Origin of the sequence: Saccharothrix sp. BKS2, from assembly GCF_047689505.1 — a bacterium.
Classification (GTDB): domain Bacteria; phylum Actinomycetota; class Actinomycetes; order Mycobacteriales; family Pseudonocardiaceae; genus Actinosynnema; species Actinosynnema lopnurensis.
Map to the genome: position 1 here is coordinate 232,117 of NZ_JAUQOL010000009.1, position 16,217 is coordinate 248,333.

The 16,217-nt window shown below is 73.1% G+C and carries 11 protein-coding genes; 2 read left to right on the forward strand and 9 right to left on the reverse strand.

Going from position 1 to position 16,217, the window contains the following annotated elements:
• Window positions 1-128 precede the first annotated feature (128 nt).
• A complete protein-coding gene (locus Q5530_RS20965; RefSeq protein ID WP_415364414.1) occupies window positions 129-1,091 on the reverse strand; it encodes a TolB family protein in 963 nt (320 codons plus the stop codon).
• A 101-nt stretch (window positions 1,092-1,192) separates the two neighbouring features.
• Here Q5530_RS20965 and Q5530_RS20970 point away from each other — a divergent pair, with 101 nt between their 5' ends.
• Together Q5530_RS20970 and Q5530_RS20975 are read left to right on the forward strand one after the other, a co-directional pair.
• Window positions 1,193-2,308 (forward strand): hypothetical protein, encoded by a 1,116-nt coding sequence (locus Q5530_RS20970; RefSeq protein ID WP_415364416.1) that lies wholly within the window; start codon window positions 1,193-1,195, stop codon window positions 2,306-2,308.
• A 1-nt stretch (window position 2,309) separates the two neighbouring features.
• The gene (locus Q5530_RS20975) at window positions 2,310-3,656 is read left to right on the forward strand and encodes an O-antigen ligase family protein (protein WP_415364417.1); all 1,347 of its coding nucleotides are present in this window, start codon (window positions 2,310-2,312) and stop codon (window positions 3,654-3,656) included.
• Window positions 3,657-3,835: 179 nt separating this feature from the next.
• Here Q5530_RS20975 and Q5530_RS20980 read toward each other — a convergent pair whose 3' ends face one another.
• The 8 genes from Q5530_RS20980 to Q5530_RS21015 all read right to left on the reverse strand — a co-directional run bounded on the left by Q5530_RS20980 (window position 3,836) and on the right by Q5530_RS21015 (window position 15,992).
• Entirely contained in the window at window positions 3,836-4,396 is a 561-nt protein-coding gene (locus Q5530_RS20980) for an acyltransferase (RefSeq protein ID WP_415364418.1), read from the reverse strand.
• Window positions 4,393-5,484, reverse strand: coding sequence for a DegT/DnrJ/EryC1/StrS family aminotransferase (locus Q5530_RS20985; RefSeq protein ID WP_380637144.1), 1,092 nt, complete (start codon window positions 5,482-5,484; stop codon window positions 4,393-4,395). The genes Q5530_RS20980 and Q5530_RS20985 overlap by 4 nt, the downstream gene beginning before the upstream one ends.
• A complete protein-coding gene (locus Q5530_RS20990; protein ID WP_415364420.1) occupies window positions 5,484-6,158 on the reverse strand; it encodes a NeuD/PglB/VioB family sugar acetyltransferase in 675 nt (224 codons plus the stop codon). The genes Q5530_RS20985 and Q5530_RS20990 overlap by 1 nt, the downstream gene beginning before the upstream one ends.
• Window positions 6,155-11,002, reverse strand: a complete 4,848-nt coding sequence (locus Q5530_RS20995) for a DUF4082 domain-containing protein (protein WP_415364422.1) — start codon at window positions 11,000-11,002, stop codon at window positions 6,155-6,157. The genes Q5530_RS20990 and Q5530_RS20995 overlap by 4 nt, the downstream gene beginning before the upstream one ends.
• A gap of 243 nt (window positions 11,003-11,245) precedes the next feature.
• The gene (locus Q5530_RS21000) at window positions 11,246-12,388 is read right to left on the reverse strand and encodes a DegT/DnrJ/EryC1/StrS family aminotransferase (RefSeq protein ID WP_415364424.1); all 1,143 of its coding nucleotides are present in this window, start codon (window positions 12,386-12,388) and stop codon (window positions 11,246-11,248) included.
• Window positions 12,385-13,386, reverse strand: coding sequence for an SDR family NAD(P)-dependent oxidoreductase (locus Q5530_RS21005; RefSeq protein ID WP_415364425.1), 1,002 nt, complete (start codon window positions 13,384-13,386; stop codon window positions 12,385-12,387). Before Q5530_RS21005 ends, Q5530_RS21000 begins: the two co-directional genes overlap by 4 nt.
• A gap of 22 nt (window positions 13,387-13,408) precedes the next feature.
• Window positions 13,409-14,509, reverse strand: a complete 1,101-nt coding sequence (locus Q5530_RS21010; protein ID WP_415364427.1) for a Gfo/Idh/MocA family protein — start codon at window positions 14,507-14,509, stop codon at window positions 13,409-13,411.
• Window position 14,510: 1 nt separating this feature from the next.
• Window positions 14,511-15,992, reverse strand: coding sequence for a sugar transferase (locus Q5530_RS21015; RefSeq protein WP_415364428.1), 1,482 nt, complete (start codon window positions 15,990-15,992; stop codon window positions 14,511-14,513).
• Window positions 15,993-16,217: the final 225 nt, after the last annotated feature.

The window sequence follows — 16,217 nt, forward strand, 5'->3', positions numbered from 1 at the left end:
CGACCAGGTGAGGGTTACCGGTTGGTAACCGCTGACCAGGCACGGAGCACCGCGAATGTTGAACTCGGGGGTCGCGAACGTACGACACGGTGGGTCTGGACGTACGACTCGCGATTGGTTCGTGGAGGTCAGGCCGGGGAGGGGCTGGTGGCGTCGGGGACGACGAGGGTGGCCGGGGTGGTGGCGTCCGCGGGGACCAGGTGGACCGCCGGGTGCCTGGCGTCGCGCGGGACGGCGGCGAAGGCCAGGGTGTCGTCGTCCAGCCAGGTGGCCTGGTCGTCCACGCCCGCGGTGCCGGGCAGGCGGGTCTCGGCGCCCGTGGCCAGGTCCAGCACGGCCAGGTCCCAGGGACCCAGGCGGCCGATCCGCTTCTTGTAGGCGATCCTGGTGCCGTCCGGGGACAGGGACGGGCACTCGGCGTCGCGGCGCAACGACGTGACCGCACGGGTCCGCAGGTCGCCCCGCACGAGCCAGGTGAAGCCGCCGGAGGCGAGGGTGGCGTAGAAGGTCCGGTCGTCGGTGCCGACGGTCAGGCCCCAGTAGTTGGTGTCCTGCGCCGAGTGCGGGCTGCCCTCGATGTCGGCCGCGAAGCCCTCCAGGCTCTCCACCACCTCGCCGCTGCGCAGGTCCAGGAACCCGGTGCGGGTGGAGAAACCGCCCGGCACCGCGTACGAGTCGCCGGTCACGAACGAGGTCCAGCTGACCACCTGGCCGGACGCCGACACCTTGGCGCGGCTCGGTATCCCGGGCAGCGGCACGGTCTTCACCACCGCCCCGCCGCGCGACACCTCCACCTCGTACGTCGGCCCCGGCCCGGCGAGCCGCAGGCACACCTCGGTGCCGCCCGCGCGGTAGAAGCGCTGGCACGTCCGACCGGTGGCGCTGCGCGCGCCGGGGTCGGCCAGGCTCAGCTGCTCCACCCGCGACCGGCCGTCGGCCAGCTCCACGTAGAGCAGGTCACCCCGGCCCGCCGAGGCGGCCGCGGGAGCCACCCGGGACCCCTCGCGGGCCACCGCCATCACGTAGACCGCGCCCGCCACGACGACCAGTACGATGGCGGCGACGGCGAGCACGACGCGCCGCGAGCCCAAAATCCATCACCACCTGTAACGACAAGGCGCAAGCCAACCGATTTCAGGGTAACAACACCCTTGCACACCTCTACGCAGGGTAAACGCGGATCGGGGAACGGATGGACTTCTGGGGCGCGCTGCGTGTCCTGCGGAGGCGGTGGTACATCGCGCTGCCGTCGGCGCTCCTGGCCGTGGGCGTGGCGGCGGGGGTCTTCGTGTCGATCCCGACCCGCTTCGAGTCCACCGGTGTGATGGTGTTCACCTCGCCGTCGGCGGGCGGCACCTTCTCGGAGAACGTCTCCCCCGAGGAAGCGGTCAGGATCAACCCGCTGCTGGCGTTCGACGGCAGCCTGTCGACCACCTCTCAGATCATCGCCCAGATCCTCGCCGACCCGAAGACCCGCGAGAAGCTCGGCATCGTCGAGGGCTCGACCGCGAACTTCACCGCCGCCGGCGGCGGCATGAACGGCCCGTTCATGTTCGTGGTGACCGACTGCGAGTCACCGGACGAGGCCGAGAAGCTGGTCACCACGGTGCTGGACTTCGCCCGCTCGGAACTGGAGGCGCAGCAGCGCAAGCTCAACGCCCCGGAGCCGACGTTCATCACCTCGCAGGTGATCGTGAACCCGACGACGGCGGAGGCGCAGATCGGCGGGAAGGTCCGGTACGCGGGTGCCGGGTTCGTGCTGATGATGCTGTTCACGCTGGCCGTCACGTTCGCCTCGGACAGCGTCATGGGCAAGGTCAAGCGGCGCAAGGAAGCCGCTGCCGCCGGGGAGGCCGCCGGCGACGGTGGTCCCGGTGGTGGCGGTTCGGGTGGCGGTGGTGGTTCGGGTGGTGGCGGCGGTCCGGGTGATCGTGGTCCGGACGACGCCCGTGGCGGTGACGGCGGGGGGAGGCCCCAGCAGGTCGAACGGGACGGCGGTGGGCCGATCGCCGAGGCCGTCGCGGAGGAGCGCCAAGACCGCCAGGACCGCCAGGGTCAGCAGCAGGCGCAGAACCAGCAGGGCCAGCAGGCGCGGCCCCCGGTCACCGGCCAGCCTCGTCGGCCCGACCAGCCGGTGGGCGCACCCGGGCCGCGCCCGCCCGTGCGCAGGGCGCCCACGGCCGCCGAGCAGACGGTCAAGGTCCAGCCCACGGCCAGCGAGAAGACGGTGAAGATCACCGCCGTCGGCCGACCGGACCAGCCGAAGCCCGGCGCGCCGACCTGGCCCGCCCGCGAAGACACCCCGTGAGATGAGCGCCCTGACCCGCGTGCGGCAACGCGCGGACGGCGCCACGCTCGTCTGCGCCTACCTGTTGGCGCTGCTGGTGATCCCGGCCCGCCTGGTGCTGTCCTTCGTGCCGATGACCCTGCCGCCCGCGCTCGTGGTGGCCCTCGTGCTGGGCGTGCTGTCGCTGTCCGCCCACATGGTGGACAGCCTCGGCATGGGCAAGGGCCGCAACGCGCTGCGCACCGCCGTCCTCCTCTACCTGGCCATGCACCTGGCCACCTACGCGGTCGCCACCCGCCGCTGGCTGCCCATGGACGAGCTGACCGTGGCCGACAGCGGCATGGTCCGCATCGTGGCCACCATCAGCGTGGCGATCTTCGCCTGCGACGCGATCCGCACCCGCGAGCGCCTGGACAAGGTGCTCAAGCTGGTGCTGGCCTGCTCGGCGCTGATCGCGTTCGTCGGCCTGGTCCAGTTCGGCGCCGGCGTCGACCTCGCCTCCTACGTGAGCCTGCCCGGCCTGCGCACCCAGGAGAACGCCTACTCGGCGATGGAGAGCCGGTCGATCTTCCGCCGCCCCACCGGCACCACCAACCACCCCATCGAGTACGGCCTGGTGTGCGCGATGGCCGTGCCGCTGGGCGCGCACTACGTGTTCCGCGCCCGCGACGAGGGCACGCCGCAGCTGCGCTGGTGGCTGTGCCTGGCCCTGGTCGGCCTGGGCGGGCTGACCGCGCTGTCCCGCACCGCCATCCTCGGCATGACCGTGGCGGGTGTCGTGCTGATCCTCACGCTCCCCCGCCGCCGCAAGCTGACCGTCGCGCTGATGGGCACCGCGTTCTTCCTCGGCGCGAGCCTCACCGTGCCGGGCCTGTTCGGCACGATCCGCGGCATGTTCTCCAACATCGAGGACGACCCCAGCGTCAAGGCGCGCACCGCGGACTACGAGGCGGCGGCCGACCAGATCGACCTGAACCCGTTGCTGGGCCGGGGTTTCAGCACGTTCCTGCCGACGAAGTACACGATCCTGGACAACCAGTTCCTGCTGACCCTGATCGAGAACGGCTACCTGGGGCTGTTCGCGCTCGTCGGCATGTTCCTGGCCGCCTGCTACGCGACCGTGCGGGCACGCCTGATCAGCGGCGACGAGAACCTGAAGGGCCTGGCCAGCTGCCTGCTGGCGGCGGTGCTGGTCGGCGGGATCGCCTCGGCGACGTTCGACCTGCTGAGCTTCGGCGTGGCGACCGGCATGGTGTTCACCATGGTGGGGCTGTCCGGGGCGGCGCTGCGGATCGCCTCGGCCGAGCCTGGCGCGGAGCAGCGGATGCGGGAGCGGGCGGACGTGCGGGCCGGCGGAGCGGTCCGCTAGCGGACGGGGCCGGGCGGAGCGGTCCGGTCGCGGACGGGGGCCGGCACAGCGGTCCGCCAGCGATCGCGGGCCGCCCGGCGGCGGCGGGCCAAGCCGGTGAACCACCCGGCCAAGCCGGTGAACCGCCGGGGCGGCGCCCGGTCGTGGACCGGGCGCCGCCCACCGGGCACCTCACCCGATCAGGCCGGCACCAGGCCCTTGTCGCCCTCCGCGTAGCGGTTGCCGCAGTCCGGGCACTCCAGCACGGCGTCCAGGCGCTGCCCGCAGGCGCACACCCAGCCCTTGTGCCGCGCCGGGTTGCCCGCCACGAACGCGTGCGCCGGCACGTCCCTCGTCACCACCGAGCCGGCCCCGGCGAACGCGTGCTCGCCGACCTCCACCCCGCACACCACCACGGTGCCCGCGCCGAGCGTCGCGCCCCGCCGCACCACCGTGGCCAGCAGCTCCGCACCGCCGCGCTTGATCGCCGCGCGCGGTCGCAGGTCGTTGGTGAACAGCACGTTCGGCCCGAGGAACACGTCGTCCTCGCACACCACGCCGTCGAACACCAGCGTGCCGTTCTTCACCGTCACGTTGTCCCCGAGCACCGCGCCGCCCTCGACGAACGCGCCGTCGCAGATGTTGCAGTCCCGACCGACCTGGGCCCCGGGCAGCACGTGCGCGAACGCCCACACCCGCGTGCCGTCGCCGACCTCGGTGCTCTCGCACAGCCCGCGCGGGTGCACGAAGACCCCGCTCACCGCACGGCCCCGGCCAGCGCCGCCACGACCCGCTCCTGCTGCGCCGGGGTGATCTCCGGGAACAGCGGCAGCGACAGGATCTCCCCCGCCACCGCCTCGGCCACCGGGAAGTCGCCCGGCGCGTGGCCCAGGGACTCGAACGCGCCCGTCAGGTGCACCGGGGTCGGGTAGTGGATGCCCGCGCCGATCCCGGCCTCGTGCAACGCCTTGAGCACCCGGTCGCGCTCGGCGACGCGCACCACGTACAGGTGCCACACCGGCAGGTTGCCCTCCAGCACGACCGGCGGCACCACCCCGGGCACGTCGGCCAGCATCGCCGAGTACCGGTCGGCCGCCGCGCGCCGGGCCTCGTTCCAGCCCTCCAGCCGGCGCAGCTTCGCCGACAGCACCACGGCCTGGAGCGTGTCCAGCCGGCTGTTGAAGCCCAGCACGGTGTGCTCGTACTTGCGCGGCGACCCGTGCTCGCGCAGCAGCCGCACCGCGCCCGCGAGCTCCTCGGACGAGGTCAGCACCGCGCCGCCGTCGCCGTAGGCGCCGAGGTTCTTGCCCGGGTAGAAGCTGGTCGCGGCGAGGTCGCCGAGCCCGCCGACGGCCACGCCGTGCCGCCGCGCGCCCTGCGCCTGCGCCGCGTCCTCCACGATCGGCACGCCGAACGCGCGCAGCTCCTCCACGGGCGCGGCCTGGCCGTACAGGTGCACCGGCAGCAGCGCCCTGGTGCGCGGCGACAGCGCGGCGGGCACCAGCGACGGGTCGATCAGGCCGGTGTCGGCCACGCAGTCGACCAGCACGGGCGTGGCGCCGGCGCGGGCCACCGCCTCGGCGGTGGCGATGAACGTGTTGGCGGGCAGCACGCACTCGTCGCCCGGCCCGACCTCCAGGGCGCGCAGCGCCAGCTCGATCGCGTCGGTGCCGTTGCCGACGCCGACGCAGTGCGCGACGCCCTGGTAGGAGGCGAACTCCTCCTCGAACGCGGCCACCTGGCGGCCGCCGATGAACGCGGTGGTCTTGAGCACCTCGGCCCAGCCCTCGGCGACCTCGTCGGCCACCTGGTCGTGCTGGGCACGCAGGTCCACCAGCGGGATGTCGATCACGAACCGTTCCCCTCTCGCAGTCGTCGGGCGGGGTTCCCCGCCCAGACCTCACCCGCGGGGACGTCGTGGAGCACCACCGAGCCCATGCCCACCACGGCTCCCGCGCCGATCGACACGCCTTCCCGGACCGCACAGCCCTGCCCGAGGTAGGCGCCCTCCCCGACGCGCACCGACCCGCCCAGGGACGCGCGGCCGGCGAACGTCGCGCCGTCGGCCACCTCGTCGTCGTGGGTGATCAGCACGTGCGGCATGGCGACCACGTGCGCCCCCAGGCGCAGCGGCGCGGTCACCACCGCCCCGGCCAGCAGGACCGAGCCCGGTCCCACCGCCGTGCCCGCGGCCACCGACGCCGCGGGGTGGACCAGGGTCGCGTACCGGTCGGCCGGCAGGCCGAGCCGGGCCACCACGCCCAGCCGGCCGCGGGGCCGGTGCGCGTTGGCCACGCACACCAGCACCGCCGCGTCGGTCCTCTCGTGCACCAGGTCCGACCCGCCGAGCACCGGCAGGCCGTCCAGGTCCGCGCCGTGGCGCGCCGGGTCGTCGTCCAGCGCGCCCACGGGGCGCCACAGCTCCGGGAGGAGGCGGACCGCCGCGAGGACCTCGCGGGCCAGTCCGCCGCCGCCCACGAGCAGCAGGGGCCTCGGGGTCGCGCCCACCCGCACGGCGCTCATCCGGTGGTGAACACGACGTCGACCCAGTAGTTGCTGCCCGCGTAGGACTGCTCCGGGAAGCCCGCCCCGTCGCCCTTGTACAGGCCGTTCGCCATGCCCTCCGCGCTGGCCGGCGCGCTCAGCGGCGGGCTGGTCACCGAGTTGCCCATGAAGTACCCGATGTCCACCGAGTACCGGCCGTGGGGCGCGTGGTAGGACGCCACGTACGTGGTGCCCGCGCTGACCCGCACCGGTTCGTCGAACACCAGCGCCTGCCAACCGGTGGCGGTCTCGTCGACGAACGTGCCGGTCGCCAGCTCCTGCCCGGTCGCCGACCACAGGGTGCCGGTGTGCGTGCCGGTGTTGCCCGCGCCCTTGTAGAACCGGACGCCGGTGACCTCGCCGTCGGCCGAGGGCACGAACCGCACGCCCAGCTCGTGGGGTCCGGTCGCCTCGTCCGACACCACGGTGGGCACGGTGGCCGCGCTGAACAGCGAGCACGGGCAGTTCCCGGCGGTGGTCGTGGTGAACGACCAGGTGGTCGGCGCGGTCATCGCGTTGCCGTAGACGTCGGCGATGCGCAGGCTCGCCGTGTAGGCCGTGCCACCGCCCAGCGGCGCCGCGGGCGTCCACGTCACCTGCTGCTGGTTCGCCGACAGCGACAGCGTGCCCGCGAGCTTCGCGCCGCCCTGGTCGACCAGGGTGAACTGCGCCGAGGCGAGGTCCACCGGCTCGTCGAAGCTCGCGGTCAGCGGCGCGGTGCGCGAGACCTCGCCGGCGCCGGCGAGCGGGGTGCGCCCGTTGACCACCGGCGGGGTGTTGTCCTCGTTCGGCAGGTACACCACGTCGACCCAGTAGTTGCCGCCCGCGTAGGAGTTCGTCGGGTGGCCCGTGCCCACGCGGTAGACGCCGTTGCCGCCGTCGGCGGCCGCGGGCGCGGTCAGCGGCCCGGAGACCACCTGGTGGCCGTCGAAGTACTCGCCGTCCACGGCGTACCGGCCCGTGGTCGTGGTGTACGAGGCGGTGTAGGTGGCGCCCGCCGTCACGTAGACCGGGGTGGCGAAGGTGAGCGTCTGCCAGCCGGTCGCGGTCTCGTTCTGGAACGTGCCCCTGACCAGCTCCTGCCCCGTGGGCGACCACAGGGCGCCGGTGTGCGCGCCGGTGTTCTCGGGGCCCTTGTAGAACTTCACGCCGGTGATCCGGCCGCCCGAGGTGGGCGTGAACCGCACGCCCAGCTCGTAGGTGCCGGAGTCGCCGGCCGACCGCACCGTGGGCACGGTGGCGGGGCTGAACAGCGAGCACGGGCAGATCGACGTGGTCGCGGTGGTGAACGACCAGGTGATCGGGTTCGGCAGCGGGTTGCCGTTGGCGTCGGCGATCAGCACGCTCGCCGTGTAGGCGGTGTTCGGCACGAGCTTGCCGGACGGCGTCCAGGTGATCGTCCTCTGGTCGCCGGACAGCGACAGCGAGCCGGTGAGCTTCGCGCCGCGCGGGTCGCTCAGCTCGACCTGCGCGGAGGCCGGGTCGACCGCCTCGCTGAACGTCGCCGTCAGCGGGGCCGTCACCGCCACGCCGGTGGCGCCGGCCCCCGGCGAGCGGTTGGTCGACGTGGGCGGCGTGGTGTCGCCGTTGAGGCCGTTGCGGTAGATGACGTCGACCCAGTAGTTGGTCTCGTTGTAGGTCTTGTCCGGCGCCACGCCGCCGGGGCCGTAGTGGTAGACGCCGTTGGGCCCGTCGACGCCGTCGGCGAGCGCCCGCAGGCCCGCGTGGCTCGCGCCCTGGCCGGAGAACCCGCCCGGTGTGACCGAGTAGCGGCCGTTGGGCGCGTGGTAGGACACGACGTAGGTCGTGTTCGCCTGCACCTGGACCGGTCCGGCGAAGATCAGCCGCTGCCAGCCGCTGGCGGTCTCGTTCTCGAAGGTGCCGGTCGCCAGGAGCAGGCCGGTGGAGGACCACAGGGTGCCGGTGTGGGTGCCGGTGTTGCCCGCGCCCTTGAAGAAGCGGACGCCCAGCACCTCGCCCTTGCCGTTGAAGCGGACCTTGGTGCCCACCTCGGTCGGGGTGCCGTCGTCGGCCGAGTAGACGGCCGGGCGGGCGAAGTCGTCCCAGATCGTGCAGGGGCACGCCGCGGGCCTGGTCGCGCCGGTGGTGAACGACCAGGTCGTCCGGACCGACTGGTTGCCCGCCGCGTCCGACACGCGCAGCGCCGCCGTGTAGGAGGTGTTGGGCGCCAGCGGCTGCGCGGGGGTGAGGGTGACCGTCCGGTCGCCGTTGGACAGCGCGGTCGAGCCGGACACCGCGCCGCTCGGGCCGGTCAGCGTGAACTGGGCGGAGCCGGGCGCGACGACCTCGTCGTAGGTGCCGGAGACCGGCGGGGTGAGCGGGACGGTGCCCTCGCCGGCCAGCGGCGCGGTGGCCGTCAGCAGCGGCGCGCGCAGGTCGGGGCCGGGGTCCGGCGCCCACACCACGTCGACCCAGTAGTTGCTGCCCCAGTGGGACTGCGTCGGGAAGCCGGACGAGCCGAAGCGGAACAGGCCGTTGGGGCCGTTCTCGCCGTTCTTCAGGCCGGTGAGCGGCTCCAGGGTGCGCCGCTGTTGCAGGAAGTACTCCAGGTCGTAGGAGTAGCGGCCCTTGGGGGCGAAGTACGACACCACGTAGGTGGTGCCCGCGAAGACCTGGACCGGCTGCGCGAAGACCAGGGTCTGCCAGCCGCTCGCGGTCTCGTTGACGAACGTGCCGGTGGCCAGCTGGTCGCCGGCGGCCGACCACAGCGAGCCGGTGTGCGTGCCGGTGTTGGCGGAGCCCTTGTAGAACCGGACGCCGCGCACGTAGCCGTCGCCGGCGGCGCGCCACTTCACGCCCAGCTCCAGCGGCGACGGGTCGCCGCTGTCGACCTCGGCGGGCGTGTCGGCGTCGGTCCACAGCCCGCACGGGCAGGCGCGGGCGCTCACGCCCGGCGTGGCGACCACCGGGGTGGACAGGTTCACCGAGTCGTCCACCGCGCGCACCCGCAGGCTCGCCGGGCCGGAGCTGCCCGGGGTGTAGGTGTACGTCCACGTGCCCTGGCCGGCCCGCCAGTTCGCCGGGTGCCAGCGGGTGCCGCCGTCGGTGGACACCTCGACGCCGGCGACCCGGCCGCCGCCGGTGTCGGTGACCGAGCCGCCGAAGGTGTAGGGGGCGCCGACCGCCGACACCGGCGGGACGCTGGTGAACGCGACCGTCGGCGCGGCGCCGTCGGTGCTCGCGGTGGCCTGCACGAGGCCGGTCTGGAGGGTCGCGGCGGCCACGCCCATGTCGGCCAGGAAGTTGACCGTGGCCTGCTGCATCCGGACGTCGGAGGTGGGGGTGTTGGTGAGGAAGGCGTGCTCGTCGTCCACGCCCCACGCCCACTGCACGGTGCCCGCGCCGAACACCAGCGACCCGCTCGGGTGCCGGTAGTAGGTGATCGCGTGGGTCTTGGTGTCGGGGGTGTAGTGGTCGCCGTGGTTCTGGAGCACGTACGGGCCCTCTGGCATGTCGACCGTGGTGCGGGACAGCTGCGCCACGCCCGGCGGCTGGAAACCGTTGTCCTCGACCGTGTTCCACTCGTAGCCGAGGGTGCCGGGCTGGAACGTGTAGGTGGAGCCGGCGGCCATGTTCTGGAGGTCGGTGTGCCGCCACAGCCGCATCTTGCCGTACGCGGCGGGCACCTGGAGCGAGTCGTCGCGGCGGCCGTTGACGGTGAAGATGTTGCCCAGCAACGCGTTCTCGGGACGGCCGCCGTCCTGCTCGGGGTAGCGCGGGTCGCGCCAGGTGCCGGTCCAGTCGGGCAGGTTGTCGTTCTGGGTGCCCTTGGTCTCCTTGTAGCTGGCGACGGTCCGCCAGGCCGTGCGGGCGTCGTCGATGGAGGGTTCCCAGCGGGTCTTCCAGAAGATCTCGTTGCCGGTCAGGAACGCCAGGTGCACCCCCGCCGCGCGGGCCGCCTCCACATTGGCGCGCTGCTCGTTGGACCAGTACTCGTCGTGGCCCACGGCCATGAACACCCGGTGGTTCCTGATGAGGTGCCCGCGCCGCGCCGAGTCCACGTCGGTGGTGTAGCTCAGGTCGTAGCCGTTGCGCTCCAGGAACCGCAGCATCGGGTACTCGGCGTTGAAGATGAAGTTGTCGTCCCCGTCGCCGCCGGTGTAGGGGCGGTTGTAGCTCACCTTGTACGCCTGGCCGCCCTGCCCCGGGCCGTCGCCGAAGTACAGGCTGTTGCCGCCGTAGCGGTTGTAGGCCACCCAGGTGGAGTCCGACGTCTGGAACAGGATCTTCGAGGTGCTGGTGTCGTCGCGGACGACGAACACGATCTCGTTCTCGGCACCGGTGTCGTTGCGGTGCGCCCGCGCGTAGTACAGGCCCGAGACCGCGTCCGCGGGCACGTTCCAGCTCAGCGACACGTTCCAGTTGCCGCAGTCGATCAGCGCGCTGCCGTCGGTGCCGCGCCGGCAGGGGTCCTGGTTCTGCGGGGTGGCGCGGGTGATGCGCTGCTTGAAGTGCGCGCCGACGCCGCCGTACCAGCCGAGCCGGTAGATGTCGAGGTAGTAGGAGGGCGCGCTGGTCAGCATCTTGAAGTCGACGCGGCCGCCGGGGGTGGCGCTGATGTCCGCGGTGAACCCGAGGATCGACTCGTCCCGGTAGGCGACCTGCCAGTCCGGGGTGCCCTGCCGGTCGTTCTCGCACGCGACCCTGTTGACCACCGGCGCGGTGCACGGGGCGGCCGCCGCCTCGGGGGCGCGGAACACGCCGACGACGACCAGGAGGGAGGCCGCCAGGGCGGTCACCACCAGCAGCCTCAGCAGGTCAACCGCGAGCGCGGGTCTCGCCCGCGACGGGAGGGCGGTCATGGGTCACCTCTCGGACAGAGCTGAGGACTACTGCGAGTCACTACCTGGACACTGCACCGACCGGCGCAACGCTGTTGCTCCGATCGTCGTGGCCATGCCGCCTCGCGTTACAGCCCGGCGCAAGGGGTGTTCCGCCGCTTGCCGATCACCCGGCACGCGGTCACGGTAAGTAGTCGGCGCCCGGCGCGCCCCACCCGCGGACGGCGCGCCGCCCGCGGGTGGGAGGAGGTCCTTCCGGTGGCGCTAGCGCGACACCAGGGGCAGGTCCAGCGCCGCCTTGAACTCGTCGACCACGGTGAGCTGGTCGGCTTCGCCCAGGTCGTGGTAGAGCGGGAGGATCAGCGACCGGCCGGTGAACATCTCGGTCACCGGCAGGTCGACGTGCGGGTGGCCCGCGTAGGCGGGCTCCAGGTGGGAGGCCATGATCCCGCGCCGCGCCGACACGCCGCGCGCGGAGAGCCGGGCCAGGACGTCGTTGCGCGACACCGGGGCGTCCTCGGGGAGCACGACCCAGAACGACTGGTAGTTGGTCGTGCCGTGCTCGGGGTCGCCGACCAGGCGCAGGCCCGGCACGTCGGCCAGCAGCTCGTGGTAGCGCGCCGCCAGCTCGCGCCGGCGCCGCACGATCGCGTCCAGCTTCCCCAGCTGCACCAGGCCCACCGCGGCCTGGATGTCGGTCATCCGGTAGTTGAACGCGGTCTCCAGGTAGCTCTCCACGACCGCGCCGCCGCCGCTGTGCCGCTCCGCCGCGCTGACGCTCATGCCGTGCTCGCGCAGCCGCCTGCCCCGCACCGCCCACTGCTCGCGGTCCGTGGTGAGCATCCCGCCCTCGCCGGTGGTGATCAGCTTGCGCGGGTGGAACGACCAGGCGGCCAGCTCCGCGTCCGCGCCGACCGGCACGCCGCGGTAGGTCGACCCGGCGGCGCAGGCCGCGTCCTCGACCACGGTGATGCCGCGCGGCCGGCACAGCGCGCGCACCTGCTCCACGTCGGCCGGCACACCGGCCTGGTGCACCAGGACCACCGCCCTGGTGCGCTCGGTAAGCACCTGCCCGACGGTCGCCGCGGACAGGTTGCCGGTCTCCGGCTCCACGTCGGCGAACACCGGGGTGGCGCCGCAGTAGCGGACCGCGTTGGCGGTGGCGATGAACGACAGCGACGGCACCACGACCTCGTCGTCCGGACCGATGTCGAGCAGGTGCAGCGCCACGTGCAGCGCGGTGGTGCACGAGGACAGCGCCACCGCGTGCAGGGCGGCGACACGACGCGCGAAGGCGTCCTCGAACGCGGCCACCTTCGGGCCCTGCGCGACCCAGCCGGACAGCACGGCGGCGGAGGCCGCCCGCGCCTCCTCCTCGCCCAGCCAGGGCTTCATGACGGGGATCACCGGACCGCCTCGGCGGCGTCGTCGCCCAGGGCGACCCACCACTCGACCAGTCCGCGCAACCCGTCCACCAGGCCGATCTCGGGCTTCCAGCCGAGGTCGCGGGCGGCGGCGGAGATGTCGGCCAGGCGGCGGGTGACGCCGTTGACCTTGCGCTCGGGGCCGTGCTCCAGCGGCAGTTCCGAGTCCATCGCGGTCAGCAGCGCCAGGGCCAGCTCCCTGAGGCTGGTCTCCTCGGCGCTGGCGATGTTGTAGACCTGGTCGGTGACCGGGGCCCTGGCCGCCAGGACGTTCGCGCGGGCGATGTCGTGCACGTGGACGAAGTCCATGGTCTGCGCGCCGTCGCCGAAGATCAACGGCGACTCCCCCGCGGCGATGCGCTCCATCCAGCGGATGAGCACCTCGGTGTACTTGCCGTGGGCGTCCATGCGGGGGCCGTAGACGTTGAAGTAGCGCAGCGCCACGTAGTCCAGGTCGTACATGGCCTTGAAGCTGCGCAGCATCGACTCGTTGAACGCCTTGGCCGCGCCGTAGAACGTGTCGTTGTTGTACGGGTGGTGGCGCTCGGTGGTCGGGAAGGTCTCGGCCAGGCCGTAGACCGACGCCGACGACGAGGCGACGACCTTCTTCACGCCCGCCGCGGCGGCCGCCTCGACGACCGTGAAGGTGCCGTCGACCAGGCACTCCAGCGCCAGCCTCGGTTCCTCGGCGCACTGGGTGATGCGGAGGGCCGCGAGGTGGAACACCAGGTCGGTGCCCTTCGACAGCTCGGCGAGCAGCGCGCGGTCGTTGATGTCGCCCTCGACGACGGTGAGCCGGTCGCCCGCCGCGGCGGTCGCGTCGGCCAGGTTCTCCCTGCGCCCGCGCACGAAGTTGTCCAGCACCACCACCTCGGCGGCGCCGGCGGCGAGCAACTGGTCGACCACCGCGGAGCCGATGGTGCCCGCCCCTCCGGTGACGAGGGCGCGCTGCCCGCTGATCGGCTGAGCCGCTTCCGACATGGTGCTGTCCTTCCGGTGGTGCTTACGCGGTGACGAGGGAGGTGGGGGTGGTGTGGTCGACGGTGACGAACGCGCCGCCGGCGGCCAGGCTCGCGGAGGCGGCTTCGAGGGTGGCCAGGACCCGCAGGCCCGACCAGCCGTCGGTCAGCGGGGCGCGCTTCTCGGCGATCGAGGCGGCGAACTCCGCCATCATGCCGCGCAGCGCCTCCCGCTCCGGCAGCGCCGGGGCCACGGTGTCGCCGCGGCGGTAGGAGATGATCGCCTGGCGGCGGTCCTCGTCGTCCTCGATGCGGTCGGCGCCCCGGTCGTGCACGGACAGGCGCTGCACCGCGTTGAGGTCGTCCCAGACGACCGTGCGGCGGGAGCCGCCGACGACCATGGTGCGGATCTTGGTCGGGGACAGCCAGTTCACGTGCACGTGGGCCAGCACGCCGTCGGACAGCTCCAGGGTCAGGTGGCCGACGCAGGCGCGGCCCGCGCCGATCGGGTCCGAGCCGTGCGCGGAGACCCGGGCGACGCGCACGCCGTCGGGCAGGATCGCGTCGAAGATCGACAGGTCGTGGGGCGCGAGGTCCCAGAACACGTCCACGTCCCGCTGCACGAGGCCGAGGTTGATGCGCACCGAGTCGAGGTACTGCACGGTGCCCAGCTCGCCGCCGCGCACCAGGTGCCGCAGGTGCTGCACGGTCGGCGTGTAGACGAAGGTGTGGTCCAGCATGAGGGTCAGGCCGCGGTCCTCGGCCTCGCGCACCAGCTCCAGGCCGTCCGCGTAGGTGGCCGCCAGCGGCTTCTCCACCAGCACGTGCTTGCCGGCGCGCAGGGCGGCCAGGGCGACCGGCAGGTGGGTGGCGGCCGGGGTGGCGATGGCGACCGCGTCGACCGCCGGGTCCGCCAGCACGTCGTCGAGCGAGCCGGACACCCGGACCGTCGAGTAGTCGCCCAGCACGCGGCGGGCGCGCTCGGTGTCCAGGTCGCACAGGTAGCGCAGCTTGAGCCCGGGGGTGGCCTGGGCGTTGCGCACCAGGTTCGGACCCCAGTAGCCGGCGCCGATCACGGCGATGCCGATCGGCTGGTCCATCTCGTTCTCCCTCTCGCGGCCCTCGCCGGCGCTCCGGGTGGTCATCTCAGTACGCCCCCTGCCCGCCGAACACGGCGCGGAAGGTCTTCCAGAGGATCAGCGCGTCCAGGGCCAGCGACCAGTCCTCGACGTAGCGCAGGTCGAGCCGCACGGACTCCTCCCAGGAGAGGTCGCTGCGGCCGGAGACCTGCCACAGGCCGGTCAGCCCCGGCTTCACCAGCAGCCGGCGGCGCATGTCCGGCCCGTACTTGGCGCTCTCCTCGGGCAGCGGCGGCCTCGGGCCGACCAGCGACATCGCGCCGGTGAGCACGTTGAGCAGCTGCGGCAGCTCGTCGAGGGAGTAGCGGCGCAGGAAGCGGCCCACCGCGGTGACCCGGGGGTCGTGCTTCATCTTGAACAGCACGCCCGCGCCCTCGTTGAGCTGCTGGAGCTTGGCGCGCAGCGCGTCGGCGTCGGTGACCATGGTGCGGAACTTCAGGATGGTGAACGTCGCGCCGCCCTTGCCGACGCGGCGCTGCTTGTAGAGCACCGGTCCCCTGGTGTCGATCATGATCGCCACCGCGACCGCCAGCAGCACCGGGCTGAGCAGGGCCAGCAGCAGGGTCGAGCCGACCTTGTCCACGGTCGCCTTGACCACGCGGCGGAAGCCGGTGAACGACGGCTCGCTCACCCGCAGCAGCGGCATCCCCAGCACGCCGGTGACGTGCAGGCGGGGACCGGCGAAGTCCATCAGGGCGGGTGCGACGACCATCTCGGTGCCGGTGCCCTCCAGGTCCCAGGCCAGCTGCTGGAGCCGGCGGGGCGTCCAGTAGGCGTCGGGCGTGACCGCGACGATCCGGTAGCCGCCGCGGCGCACCTGCTCGGCCAGCTCGCCGAAGCGGCCCACGACCGGGATGCCCTCCAGCTCCACGCCGATCTCGGCGCGGCCGTCGACGGTGCACACCGCGTCCACGCGCCAGCCCAGGTGCGGGGCGCGGCGGGTGCGGGAGATCAGGTCGGCGACGGTGTCGACGTTGCCCGCGGCCAGCACCGGCAGCAGGCAGCGGCCCTCGCCGCGGGCCCGGTGCAGCGGTCGGCGCAGGGCGTAGCGGACCGGGAACGCGACCAGCGCGACGGCCGGTCCGACGACGAAGACCCACAGGCGGGCGCCGGGCAGCCCCGCGGCGAGGGCGCCCAGGCCCAGCGCGACGACGGAGCCGAACAGGCCGCGGCCCAGGCGGCGGAACTCCTCCGCGCCCTGGCCGAGCACCGTGGGGTTCCAGACCCGGTTGAGGAACAGCGAGCCGAGGACCACCGCGACCGTGACCGCCTCCAGGGCGAGCATCGGCAGCGGCCCGAAGGAGGCGTGCCGGGCCTGGAGCACGGCGCCCGCGAGCACGACGACCAGGACGGTGCACAGGACGTCGGCGGCGATCACGCCGTAGCGGTAGGCGGGTTCCCAGCCGCTGACGGTCGGGTGCGTGGTGCGGCGCGTGACCCGGACCCGGGTGACGGGTCTGTGCCTCGCGTGCTGGACCTGCTCGCTCATCGTGGTGCTCCCCCGGTTGAGCCGGTACGGACGTGCATCGTTCGCAGGGCATCCCCGACGGACCCGCGTGTGGTGTGCAGCAAATGTGCGGTCGGCGTTTTTCAGCCTCGCGAACCGTCATTCGTCACACGCCGGTCGCGCGTTACACACACGGTGAAGGTGGACCGGATGCTGATTCATCAGTGCGGCACACGGCGCACACCCAGGAGGTTCACCGGGTGACTT

What these genes read in the sequence shown, in the direction of transcription:
- Q5530_RS20970 (WP_415364416.1), top strand. Translation starts at nt 1,193, where the DNA reads ATGGACTTCTGGGGCGCGCTGCGTGTCCTGCGGAGGCGGTGGTACATC.
- Q5530_RS20975 (WP_415364417.1), top strand. Translation starts at nt 2,310, where the DNA reads ATGAGCGCCCTGACCCGCGTGCGGCAACGCGCGGACGGCGCCACGCTC.
- Q5530_RS20990 (WP_415364420.1), bottom strand. Translation starts at nt 6,158, where the DNA reads ATGAGCGCCGTGCGGGTGGGCGCGACCCCGAGGCCCCTGCTGCTCGTG.
- Q5530_RS20995 (WP_415364422.1), bottom strand. Translation starts at nt 11,002, where the DNA reads ATGACCGCCCTCCCGTCGCGGGCGAGACCCGCGCTCGCGGTTGACCTG.
- Q5530_RS21005 (WP_415364425.1), bottom strand. Translation starts at nt 13,386, where the DNA reads ATGTCGGAAGCGGCTCAGCCGATCAGCGGGCAGCGCGCCCTCGTCACC.
- Q5530_RS21010 (WP_415364427.1), bottom strand. Translation starts at nt 14,509, where the DNA reads ATGACCACCCGGAGCGCCGGCGAGGGCCGCGAGAGGGAGAACGAGATG.
- Q5530_RS21015 (WP_415364428.1), bottom strand. Translation starts at nt 15,992, where the DNA reads ATGAGCGAGCAGGTCCAGCACGCGAGGCACAGACCCGTCACCCGGGTC.